Consider the following 12,418-nt stretch of genomic DNA (forward strand, 5'->3'; position numbering starts at 1 on the left):
GACCTGCCCGCGCCCTCCAAGGCGCGGGTTTTACTTTTGGACCCGCCTCCCCGTTTGGGTCTCACTTTTTCCGACTTAAGTTGCCCCTATGCTCAAACGCCTTGCCTGGATGGCACTCTTCGCCTGCGCCCCGCTGTACGCGACGCCGCATCTTGATGATCAACGTTTGCAGCAATTGGCCAACGATCCGTTCTGGTTGTCCCTGGGCCATTACGAAGCCGGCAAAATCAGTGGCTGGCGCAGCTATGTCAGCGACAAAAAATTCTTCCTCGCAGCCGATGGTGCTCACCACCCGGATGCGGAGCTCAAGGCCACCGTCGACGCGCTCTACGCGCCGGCCAGCCAGGGTGAAAAACACGCCCAATGCGTTTACCCCGCACGCACCCGCTGGCTCAAGGATCAGTTGCACCTGAACGACCTGCCCGCAGTGGACTGCAACGAATTCAAGCAATGGTTCAAGGACGTCGCGCCCCATAGCGCAGTGCTGATCTTCCCGGCGGCCTACCTCAACAGCCCTTCCTCGATGTTCGGCCACACCTTGCTGCGCATCGACCAGGCGGACGTGCAGAGCAACAACACCGCGCTGCTCAGCTATGCGATCAACTTCGGCGCGTATATCGAAGGCTCGGACAACAGCATCCTCTACGCCTGGAAAGGCCTGATGGGCGGCTACCCCGGCCTGTTCGCCCTGGTGCCCTACCAGGAAAAACTCTCGGAATACCGCAGCCTGGAAAACCGCGACCTGTGGGAATACCGCCTGAACCTGACCCAGGTCGAGACTGAACGCATGGTCGAGCATGTGTGGGAACTCAAGCAGATCCAGTTCGACTACTTCTTCTTCGACGAAAACTGCTCCTACCGCCTGCTGGAATTGCTGCAAGTGGCCCGCCCCGGCCTGCGCCTGACCGAGCAGTTCCCGCTCACCGCGATTCCGACTGACACGGTCAAGGCGGTGAAAGACGCCGGCCTGGTCGAAAAAATCGACTATCGGCCCTCCCGCGAGCGCGAGTTGCTGGAACGCGCCAAGCCGCTGGACAGCGACGAGCAGCAATGGGTGCTGAACGTCAGCGACGACCAGAAACAATTGCAGGCACCCGCGTTCAAAGCCCTACCCCGCGAGCGCCAGGCCCTGATCATCGACGCCGCCTACCGCCTCGGCCGCTACCGCGCCAATGGCCTGGAGCGCGACACCGAACGCTCTCAACGCAGCTTCGAACTGTTGCGTGCGATCAACCAGAACCCCGCGCCCGATCTGAAGATCACACCCCCCGGCCTACCGGAAACCGGCCATGAATCGCGCACCTGGCAAGCCGGCATCGGCACCCGTGGCGACAAAGCCTTCGGTGAATACGGCCTGCGCATGGCCTACCACGACCTCAACGACAACGCCGAAGGCTTCCCCCTCGGCGCGCAGATCGAGATCCTGCAAATGAAACTGCGCCAGTACGAAGGCAACCACTGGCAACTGCAGCAACTGGACCTGGCCACCATCCGCTCCCTGACCCCGCGCAACGAGCTGCTACAACCCTGGTCCTGGCAAGTCACTGGTGGCCTGGAACGTGTGCCGGGCAAACACGACGACGAAACCCTGGTCGCCCACGTCAACGGCGGCGCCGGCGGCACCTGGCAACTGCGCGACGACATGCTCGGCTTCGCCCTCGGCACCGTGCGCGTGGAACACAACAACGACTTCAGCGAAGCCATCTCCCCCGCTGCCGGTTTCAACACCGGCGTACTGTGGAAAAACCCGCTGGGCAACCTGAGCCTGGAAGCCAAGGGGGACTTCTTCACCAATGGCGAAGTGCGGCGCAGCATCAGCCTGAACCAGCAGTGGGAATTGTCGCGCAACCTCGGCCTGCGCCTGAGCGCCCAGCGCGAGTACAGCCACTTGTCGACGCCGGTGAATGAGGTAATGCTTGAGATGAAGTGGTATCACTACTGACTAAAGCCCAACCAGGATCAAAAATGTGGGAGGGGGCTTGCCCCCACCCACATTTTGTTAGCATTGCCCGCACAATCAGGAGTTCACTCAACATGGCCGTTAACTGCACCACGCTTGAACAAGTCCGAAGCAACATCGACCGCCTCGACCAGCAAATCGTCACCCTGCTGGCCGAACGCGGCCAGTACGTTTCCCAGGCGGCGCGTTTCAAAAAAGACACCGACGGCGTCAAAGCGCCGCAGCGGGTCGAACAAGTGATCAGCAAAGTGCGTGATCTGTCCCAGGCGGTCGGCGCCAATCCAGACGTCACCGAACAGGTGTACCGGGCGATGATTGCGGCGTTTATCCAGCAGGAATTGGCTGAGCATGCTGCGCTGGCGAGCCACCAGACGACATAGCCCCCAACACCTTTCTCACCCCCCTTTCACATCCCCCCGACGAATCCCCTTCTAGACTTCCCCTATCAGCCGTGAAACGGCCAGGGAGCAAGTAATGTGGCGGTATGCAGTAATGCTGTGTGCGATGGTATGGCTGTCGGGTTGCCAATCGACCCATCAGGAGTTGCTGGCCAAGGGTTATCCACCGGCGTTTGCCGATGGCTTCGATGACGGTTGCAGCAGCGGTCGCCAGGCGGCGGGGGTGATCACTGGGGAGTTTCGCAAGAATGTGCCGCGTTATCTGACAGAGCGGGAATACGCCGAAGGCTGGGAAGATGGCTTTCGCCAGTGCAAGGCCATGCGCGAAAGCGAAGAGCTGCGCGACTACAAAGACCGCCATTGGGACGACCGCGAGCGCGCCTGGCAGCAGGAGAAGGACCGCGACGCGGCCAAGGCTTATCGCTCGCGATAGGTCGCTTTCAGACATTCGTCGAAACTAAAGTGCGGCGAACATGGCCCAAACGCCATAGAGGGAGCCTGTCATGAGCCGAGCTTTTGTAAATGAAGACAGCGCCGCCGCCCAGGCCGACACACCGGTCGAGCGTCAGGTCAGCGAGCAACCCAATCGCCTCACCGCGCGCGGGTTGGCGCAGCTACAGGCCAAGGTCGCGCAGTTGCAGCATGAATACAGCGTCGAATCCGCCAAGGGCGAACAGGCCGACAAACAGCGCCAGGCCGACCTTGAGCGGGATTTGCGTTACTTCAACCAGCGGGTGCAGAGCGCCCAGGTGGTGGCGCCCGCCGTTTCCACCGACCAGGTGCAGATCGGCAGTTGGGTGACCTTTGCCAATGAGCAGGACGAGCAGCAGCGCATTCAGTTGGTCGGTGAAGACCAGGCCGATGCCGGCGCGGGCCTGATCAACTGGGGTTCACCCCTCGGCCGGGCGCTGCTCGGAGCCCGGGTGGGCGACGAGGTGCTGTGGCAGCGCCCCGTCGGCGATCAGGCGATCGAAGTGCTGCGCATCGAGGCCGAGGCCTAGACGATACCTTGGGCCAGCATCGCATCGGCGACTTTGACGAAGCCCGCGATATTGGCGCCCTTCACGTAGTTGACCCGGCCGTTCTCCTCACCGTAATGCACGCACGCATGATGGATCGACTGCATGATGTTGTGCAGTTTGCTGTCCACCTCTCCGGCGGTCCACAGCAGGCGCATGGCGTTCTGCGACATTTCCAGGCCACTCACCGCCACGCCGCCGGCGTTGGACGCCTTGCCCGGGGCGAACAGAATGCCCGCGTCGATAAAGATATCCACAGCCTCCAGGGTGGTCGGCATGTTGGCGCCTTCGGCCACGCAGATGCAGCCGTTGCGCAACAGGGTGCGGGCAGCGTCGGCGTCGAGTTCGTTCTGGGTGGCGCACGGCAGCGCGATATCGCACGCCAGCTCCCACGGGGTTTTACCGGCGCGGAACTCCAGGCCGTAACGCGCCGCCAGCTCGCTGATGCGACCGCGCTGGACGTTTTTCAACTCCAGCAGCGCCGACCATTGCGCCTCGGTCAAACCGCTCTCGGCGTACAGGGTGCCTTCGGAGTCGGACAGCGAAATCACCTTGCCGCCCAAATCCATGACCTTGCGCGCAGCGTATTGCGCCACGTTGCCGGAGCCGGAGACCGCCACGCGCTTGCCTTCAACCCGCAGGCCATCGCGCTTGAGCATTTCTTCAGCGAAGTACACGCAGCCAAAACCGGTGGCTTCGGGGCGGATCAAGCTGCCGCCGTAGGTCATGCCCTTGCCGGTCAGCACCGAGGTGAACTGGTTGCTCAGGCGTTTGTACTGGCCGAACAGGAAGCCGATCTCGCGGGCGCCCACCCCGATATCGCCGGCGGGTACGTCCACGTCCGCGCCGATATGGCGGTACAACTCGCTCATGAATGCCTGGCAGAAGCGCATCACTTCGGCGTCGCTCTTGCCCTTGGGGTCAAAGTCCGCGCCGCCTTTGCCGCCGCCCATGGGCAACGAGGTCAGGGAGTTTTTGAAGGTCTGTTCAAAGGCGAGGAATTTCAGCACGCCCAGGTTGACCGACGGGTGAAAGCGCAGGCCACCCTTGTAGGGGCCGATGGCGCTGTTCATCTGGATCCGGAAACCGCGATTGACCTGCACCTTGCCGTGATCATCGACCCACGACACCCGGAAAGTAATCGCACGTTCCGGCTCGCAGATGCGCTCCAGAATGCCCGAGGTCAGGTAGTGGGGGTTGGCTTCAAGAAACGGCCACAAGCTGCGTAGGACTTCTTCTACGGCCTGGTGGAATTCCGGCTGGTCGGGGTCGCGTTTCTTGAGACGGGCGAGGAAGGATTCAACGGATTCGATCATGAAAAGTCTCGGCAAATTTATTGTCGTTAAGGGCGATTGAGCCGGACTTTATCAATTCATTTCGCACCGCGACAGGGCAAAATGTCGCTTTTGTGAATTTAAATGGTGCATTGGATATAAATTAACCTGAGAAACAGGCGTTTATCGCACCTAAAAAGGGATTTCAAAACAGCGTCATGCACCAACTGAGAAATCGCTATCGGAGGGGGCAAGCCTCCTCCCACATTTGATCGATATTCGTCAGGAAGTCATGGGCAAAAAAAACGGAGCCCGAAGGCTCCGCTTTTTCCAAACCGACCCGAATCAGGCCAGTTTTTTGTGCCGTACACGGTGCGGCTGGGCAGCGGCTTCGCCCAAGCGTTTCTTGCGATCCGCTTCGTACTCGGTGTAGTTGCCTTCGAAGAACACCGCCTGGGAGTCGTCTTCATACGCCAGGATGTGGGTCGCGACGCGGTCAAGGAACCACCGATCGTGAGAGATCACAATGGCGGCGCCCGGGAAGTCCAACAGGGCCTCTTCCAGGGAACGCAGGGTTTCAACGTCGAGGTCGTTGGACGGTTCGTCGAGCAGCAGGACGTTGCCGCCCTCTTTCAGGGTCAGGGCCAGGTGCAAGCGACCGCGCTCACCACCGGACAGGTCCTTGACGAACTTCTGCTGGTCGCCGCCCTTGAAGTTGAAACGGCCGACGTAGGTGCGCGACGGGATTTCATAGTTGCCGATGCGGATCTGGTCGGAGCCGTCGGAAACCTGCTGGAACACAGTCTTGCTGCCATCGAGGTCTTCGCGGCTCTGGTCCACACAGGCCAGCTGTACGGTTTCACCGATCTCAATGCTGCCGGAGTCCGGGGATTCCTTGCCCATCAGCATGCGGAACAGGGTGGATTTACCCGCGCCGTTACCACCGATAACGCCGACGATTGCACCTTTTGGCATCGAGAACGACAGGTTGTCGATCAATACGCGGTCGCCGTAGCCTTTGGAGACGTTCTTGAATTCGATGACCTTGTCACCCAGGCGCGGACCGGCCGGGATGTAGATCTCGTTGGTTTCGCTGCGCTTCTGGAATTCCTGCGACTGCATTTCTTCAAAGCGTTGCAGACGTGCCTTGGATTTGGACTGGCGGGCCTTGGCGCCTTTGCGCACCCACTCCAGTTCTTCCTTCATGGCTTTTTCGTGGGCCGATTGCTGCTTGGATTCAGCGGCCAGACGGTCGGACTTGGCTTCGAGCCAACCGGAGTAGTTGCCCTCGTAAGGGATACCGGCACCACGGTCGAGTTCGAGAATCCAGCCGGCGACGTTGTCCAGGAAGTACCGGTCGTGCGTGATCGCAACCACGGTGCCCGGGAAATCGTGAAGGAAATGTTCCAGCCAGGCGACGGAATCGGCGTCCAAGTGGTTGGTCGGTTCGTCGAGCAGCAGCATGTCGGGGGCCGACAGCAGCAGGCGGCACAGGGCCACACGGCGCTTCTCACCACCGGACAGGAATTCGATCTTGGCGTCCCACGCCGGCAGGCGCAGCGCATCGGCGGCGACTTCCAACTGGCGCTCCAGGTTGTGCCCGTCGCCGGCCTGCAGGATCGCTTCGAGCTTGGCCTGCTCGGCAGCCAGCTTGTCGAAGTCGGCGTCTGGTTCGGCGTAGGCGGCGTAGACCTCGTCCAGGCGGGCTTGAGCGTTCTTGATCACGCTGACGGCTTCCTCGACCACTTCACGCACAGTCTTGGTCGGGTCCAGGATCGGCTCTTGCGGCAGGTAGCCGATGTTCAGTTCGGGCATCGGGCGCGCTTCGCCTTCGAACTCGGTGTCGACGCCGGCCATGATTTTCAGCAGGGTGGATTTACCCGAACCGTTGAGGCCGAGCACGCCGATCTTGGCGCCAGGGAAGAAGGACAGCGAAATGTTTTTCAGGATTTCCCGCTTCGGCGGAACAACTTTTCCCAGCCGATGCATGGTGAAGACGTATTGAGCCATGGTGAACCTAGCGTCAGTGACTGATGAATTGAGCGGGCGAAGCCCGTGCCAGGCCATGCGCCGCGCGGGCCGTTGACCGTGGTCAATGCCTGCGAGCGGAAAAAGCCTGATTGTCTGGGGCTGGAACGCCCCCGCGTAACCGGCAAAGCTACCTGAATGCGCCAGGGCAGTCCAGCCAGGCAGGACTGGCACTTTGCCACAAGTCAAGGCATGCTAGCCGCCCTTCGGGCGTCCGGCTTATAGTGCATGTCGCGCGCCAGTCCAGCCAAACCGCAGGATCACAGCTTGTCCAAAGTCACGCCGCCCACTCCCCTGCGCGCCGCTCATATAGCGCCGGGAGCGCCCCTGCACGGCACCCTCAAAGGCGCATTGGCGACGCTTGTCCTCATGTTGCTCGCGTTATTGTTCTGGCAATTGCTCGACCAATTGCAGCAGAGCCAACAAAATCAGAAGCAGTACACCATCGACTACAGCGCCGACCTGGCTGAGCAAATCAGCCTGAACATGGGCCTGAGCGCACAGATCGCCCTGAATCTGCTGCCGATGGTCGAGCCGCCGCGCAATGACGAACAGCAACAGGCCTTGATGCGCACCTTGCAGCGCTCCCTGCCGGAATTGCGCAGCTTCGCGCTGCTCGCCCCCAGCGGCGCGATGCTCCGCGACACGGCCAAAGACAGCCAGGACCGCGACTTGCTCGAGGAACTGGTCAAGCGCAGCCATTCCCAGCCCTACTACCTGAGCAACAACAACGACGGCACCGTCATCTATCTGTTGCTGCATCAGCCCAGTGGCGATTCGAAAATGTACTGGGCACTGCGCCTGGCACCGAACTACCTGGCCAGCCTGACCCGCCAGGACAGCCAAGGCCAGCGGCCGATGTGGGCCATCGAGAATAGCCTGAACCACCGCGTGGTCAGCCGTGACAGCGGCATGTCGACACAAGGGGCCGCCGCCCTGACCCCGGACGAACTGAATAAAAGCGTACTGGTCACGCCCCTGAGCAAAAGCGACTGGCAACTGCGCGGCCTCTTCGACCGTAACGCGGTCCTGGAACAACTGCTGCCGGCGTTTATCGGCAAGTGCCTGCTCGGCCTTGCCTTCTCATTGGTCCCGGTGATCGTGCTGCTGAATATGCGCCGCCGTCAGCGCCAGGTGAACGAAGGCCGGCGGCGTTATCAGGATATTTTCGAAGGCACCGGCGTGGCCCTGTGCGTGCTTGACCTGTCGGAGCTCAACGCGTTCTTCGACAAGGCCAAGATTCGCACAAGCGAGCAATTGCACGGGTGGCTGCAGAGCAACCCCGAAGCGCGCCGCCAGTTGCTCAGGGAACTGCGCGTCACCGAGGTCAACCAGGTGGCGGTGCGCCTGTTGAACGTCAGCTCGTGCGAGCAAGCCTGGGAACGCCTGATCGACGATTGCCCACGCAACACCACGGCCATCGGCTATCAGGTGCTCGAGGCGGTGCTGACCCAACAGAGCCATTTGGAGCTGGAAATCCAGCTCAACGACGTAGCCGGCAACCATCAATACTTGTGGCTGGTGATGCGCCTGCCGGAACAGCGCGACGACTTCAAGGCGGTGATCCTCAGCATCAGCGACATCACCAGCCGCAAGCTGGTCGAACTGTCGCTGGTGGAGCGCGAGAGTTTCTGGTCGGACGTGGTGCGCACCGTGCCTGATCACCTGTATGTGCAGGATGTGATCAGCCAACGGATGATTTTCAGCAACCACCACCTGGGCCACACCCTCGGCTACAACAAGGCCGAATTGCAGCAAATGGGCGAGTACTTCTGGGAAATCCTGCTGCACCCCGAAGACGCCGAGCATTACCACGACTTGCGCCAGCAGCAGCGCCAGGCCGGCTATTCGACCCAACTGCACTGCCAGTTACGCTTTCGCCACCGCAATAACCAATGGCGCCGCTTCGATATCCGCGAGCAAGCCCTGGCCGGCGACAAGACCGCGCAGGTCACGCGTATCATCGGCGTGGCCAAGGACATTACCGATCAGATCGAAGCCAGCGAATCCCTGCGGGACAGCGAACAGCGCTACCGCATGCTGGCCGAAAGCATCAGCGACGTGATCTGCTCCACCGACAGCCGGCTCGCCCTCAACTACATCAGCCCCTCGGTCAGCGCCGTGCTGGGGTATGACGTGGACTGGGTGTTCAAGAATGGCTGGCAGTCGATCATCGCCAACCCGCAGCAACTGGCCGGCATCTACAGCCTGGTCGAGCAAGTCAGCCGGGCCTTAGGCGACGTGCAGGCGCTGGCCAAGTTGCGTGATGACATCCATACCCAACTGTTCCTGTTCGACTGCCTGCGCGCCGACGGGCGCAAAGTACCGATCGAGTTGCGCCTGGTGTTGGTGTGGGACGAGCACGGCGCCTTCGAGGGCATCCTCGGCGTGGGTCGCGATATCAGCCAGCAGCGCCGCGCCGAGAAAGACCTGCGCATGGCCGCCACGGTATTCGAGCACTCCACGTCGGCGATCCTGATCACCGACCCGGCGGGCTATATCGTGCAGGCCAACGAGGCGTTCAGCCGCGTCAGTGGCTACGCCGTAGCGGACGTGCTCGACCAGTTGCCGAACATGCTCACCGTCGACGAGCAACAGGAAGCCCACCTGCGCTACGTGCTCAAGCAGTTGCATCAGCACAGCACCTGGGAAGGCGAAGTGTGGCTCAAGCGCCGCAACGGCGAGCATTACCCGGCCTGGGTCGGCATTACCGCCGTGTTCGACGATGAAGGCGACCTGGCCAGCTATGTCTGCTTCTTCAGCGATATCAGCGAGCGCAAGGCCAGCGAACAGCGCATCCACCGCCTGGCCTATTACGACGCCCTGACTCACCTGCCCAACCGCACGCTGTTCCAGGACCGTCTGCACACCGCGCTGCAGTCGGCCGAACGGCAGAAGTCGTGGGTGGTACTGATGTTCCTCGACCTCGACCGCTTCAAACCGATCAACGACTCCCTGGGCCACGCCGCCGGCGACCGTATGCTCAAGGAAATGGCCACCCGCTTGCTCGGCTGCGTGGCCGAAGACGACACCGTGGCGCGCATGGGCGGCGACGAGTTCACCCTGCTCCTGCAGCCGCGGACCAGCCGCGAACTGGCGCTGAACCGCGCGATTAACGTGGCCGAGCAAATCCTCGCCAGCCTGGTCAAACCCTTCGTGCTGGAAGGCCGCGAGTTCTTCGTCACCGCGAGTATCGGCATCGCCCTCAGCCCGCAGGACGGCAACGAGCTGAGCCAGTTGATGAAAAACGCCGATACCGCGATGTATCACGCCAAGGAACGCGGCAAGAACAACTTCCAGTTCTACCAGGCCGACATGAACGCCAGCGCCCTGGAGCGGCTGGAGCTGGAAAGCGATCTGCGCCATGCCCTGGACCAGAACGAATTCGTGCTCTATTACCAGCCGCAATTCAGCGGCGACGGCAAACGCCTGACCGGCGCCGAAGCCCTGCTGCGCTGGCGCCACCCGCGTCGTGGCCTGGTGCCGCCGGGGGACTTTATTCCGGTGCTCGAAGAGCTGGGCCTGGTGGTGGACGTGGGCGACTGGGTGATCAGCGAAGCCTGCCGTCAGCTCAAGACCTGGCACGAGAACAAAGTGCGGGTGCCGAAAGTCTCGGTGAACATCTCGGCGCGGCAGTTCTCCGACGGTCAGTTGGGTGAGCGTATCGCCACCATCCTCAAGGACACCGGCCTGCCGCCGGCGTGCCTGGAGCTGGAGCTGACCGAAAGTATCCTGATGCGCGAAGTCAACGAAGCCCTGCAGATCCTCGCCAGCCTGAAAAACCTCGGCCTGAGCATCGCGGTGGACGACTTCGGCACCGGCTATTCGTCGCTCAACTACCTCAAGCAATTCCCCATCGACGTGCTCAAGATCGACCGCTCCTTCGTCGACGGCCTACCGTCCGGCGAGCAGGATGCGCAAATCGCCCGAGCGATCATTGCCATGGCCCACAGCCTCAACCTGGCGGTGATCGCCGAGGGCGTGGAGACCCATGAACAGCTGGACTTCCTGCGCGAGCATGGCTGCGATGAGGTGCAAGGTTATCTGTTCGGGCGGCCGATGCCGCCGAATCGGTTCGCGGCGCAGTTCAGCAATGATGCGTTGTTCATGTTTGACTGAAGATCTGCGGTGAAGCCGCTGGCCTCATCGGGAGCAAGCTCCCTCCCACATTTTGATGTGTGTGTGGGAGGGGGCTTGCCCCCGATGGCGCCGGTACAGTCACCGCCCGTTCCCAGATGAAAGCCACTTGTCCGCGACATGACGTCCTTTCATATGCCATCTAAAACCCATTGGGTTAGAATGCCTTCCTTTTCTGCCCCCCGATCCTTGAGGACCGCCATGTTCAGCCGTGATTTGACTATTGCCAAGTACGACGCCGATCTCTTCGCCGCCATGGAGCAAGAAGCCGTGCGCCAGGAAGAGCACATCGAGCTGATCGCTTCGGAAAACTACACCAGCCCTGCGGTCATGGAGGCTCAAGGTTCGGTTCTGACCAACAAGTACGCCGAAGGCTACCCAGGCAAGCGCTACTACGGCGGCTGCGAATACGTCGACGTGGTTGAGCAACTGGCCATCGACCGCGCCAAGCAACTGTTCGGCGCCGATTACGCCAACGTCCAGCCACACGCCGGTTCCCAAGCCAACAGCGCCGTGTACCTGGCCCTGCTGCAAGGCGGCGACACCATCCTGGGTATGAGCCTGGCCCACGGCGGTCACCTGACCCACGGCGCCAGCGTTTCTTCCTCCGGCAAGCTGTACAACGCCGTTCAATACGGTATCGATGCCAACGGCCTGATCGACTACGACGAAGTCGAGCGCCTGGCGGTCGAGCACAAGCCGAAAATGATCGTGGCCGGTTTCTCTGCCTACTCGCAGATCCTCGACTTCCCACGTTTCCGCGCAATCGCCGACAAAGTGGGCGCGTACCTGTTCGTCGACATGGCCCACGTGGCCGGTCTGGTCGCTGCTGGCGTCTACCCGAACCCGGTTCCGTTCGCTGACGTCGTCACCACCACCACGCACAAAACCCTGCGCGGTCCACGTGGCGGCCTGATCCTGGCTCGCGCCAACGCCGAGATCGAGAAGAAGCTCAACTCCGCGGTATTCCCAGGCTCCCAAGGCGGCCCGCTGGAACACGTGATCGCCGCCAAAGCGGTCTGCTTCAAAGAAGCCCTGCAGCCTGAGTTCAAGACTTACCAGCAACAAGTGGTGAAAAACGCCAAGGCCATGGCTGACGTGTTTATCGCACGCGGTTTTGACGTGGTGTCCGGCGGGACTGAAAACCACCTGTTCCTGCTGTCGCTGATCAAGCAGGACATCTCCGGTAAAGATGCTGACGCTGCCCTGGGCAAAGCCTTCATCACCGTGAACAAAAACTCCGTACCGAACGATCCACGTTCGCCGTTCGTCACCTCGGGCCTGCGTTTCGGCACCCCGGCCGTGACCACTCGCGGCTTCAAGGAAGCAGAGTGCAAGGAACTGGCCGGCTGGATCTGCGACATCCTGGCTGACCTGAACAACGACGCCGTGATCGATGCGGTGCGTGAGAAGGTCAAGGCCATCTGCAAAAAGCTGCCGGTGTACGGCGCGTGATTGCAGTTGCTTGACTAAGAAGCCCGGCTCTTGAGCCGGGCTTTTTTATGCAGATCAGGATTTTGAATACCGGCCAATGTGGGAGGGGGCTTGCCCCCGATGGCGGTGGGTCAGTCGACACATGTATGGCTGACACACAGCTATCGG

Annotated in this window: 8 protein-coding genes; 6 read left to right on the top strand and 2 right to left on the bottom strand. The window is 61.4% G+C overall.

The features are described 5' to 3' along the window. Positions 1–88 precede the first annotated feature (88 nt). The 4 genes from U5A08_RS25595 to U5A08_RS25610 all read left to right on the top strand — a co-directional run bounded on the left by U5A08_RS25595 (position 89) and on the right by U5A08_RS25610 (position 3,359). On the top strand, positions 89–1,942 hold the full coding sequence (locus U5A08_RS25595) for an Lnb N-terminal periplasmic domain-containing protein (RefSeq protein ID WP_321849082.1): 1,854 nt from the start codon (positions 89–91) through the stop codon (positions 1,940–1,942). A 92-nt stretch (positions 1,943–2,034) separates the two neighbouring features. After that, positions 2,035–2,340, top strand: coding sequence for a chorismate mutase (locus U5A08_RS25600; protein WP_321849084.1), 306 nt, complete (start codon positions 2,035–2,037; stop codon positions 2,338–2,340). 94 nt (positions 2,341–2,434) lie between these two features. Further along, complete coding sequence (locus tag U5A08_RS25605; protein ID WP_253399270.1) at positions 2,435–2,791, top strand: hypothetical protein; 357 nt, start codon at positions 2,435–2,437, stop codon at positions 2,789–2,791. Positions 2,792–2,861: 70 nt separating this feature from the next. After that, the gene (locus U5A08_RS25610; protein ID WP_253399272.1) at positions 2,862–3,359 is read left to right on the top strand and encodes a GreA/GreB family elongation factor; all 498 of its coding nucleotides are present in this window, start codon (positions 2,862–2,864) and stop codon (positions 3,357–3,359) included. On the opposite strand, the gene gdhA is transcribed toward U5A08_RS25610, so the two are convergent. Next, complete coding sequence (gdhA, locus tag U5A08_RS25615) at positions 3,356–4,693, bottom strand: NADP-specific glutamate dehydrogenase (protein ID WP_253399274.1); 1,338 nt, start codon at positions 4,691–4,693, stop codon at positions 3,356–3,358. The genes U5A08_RS25610 and gdhA overlap by 4 nt on opposite strands. Positions 4,694–4,996: 303 nt before the next feature. Beyond that, positions 4,997–6,661, bottom strand: coding sequence for an energy-dependent translational throttle protein EttA (gene ettA, locus U5A08_RS25620; RefSeq protein WP_247397078.1), 1,665 nt, complete (start codon positions 6,659–6,661; stop codon positions 4,997–4,999). A 285-nt stretch (positions 6,662–6,946) separates the two neighbouring features. Between ettA and U5A08_RS25625 the strand changes: the two genes are divergently transcribed. Next, positions 6,947–10,798: a bifunctional diguanylate cyclase/phosphodiesterase gene (locus U5A08_RS25625; RefSeq protein ID WP_321849085.1), complete on the top strand. Its 3,852-nt coding sequence runs from the start codon at positions 6,947–6,949 to the stop codon at positions 10,796–10,798. A 219-nt stretch (positions 10,799–11,017) separates the two neighbouring features. Then, positions 11,018–12,271 (top strand): serine hydroxymethyltransferase, encoded by a 1,254-nt coding sequence (glyA, locus tag U5A08_RS25630; protein WP_247397081.1) that lies wholly within the window; start codon positions 11,018–11,020, stop codon positions 12,269–12,271. The last annotated feature ends 147 nt before the right edge of the window (positions 12,272–12,418 follow it).

The organism is Pseudomonas paraveronii (genome assembly GCF_963681955.1).
In the GTDB taxonomy this organism is placed as follows: Bacteria; Pseudomonadota; Gammaproteobacteria; order Pseudomonadales; family Pseudomonadaceae; genus Aquipseudomonas; species Aquipseudomonas paraveronii.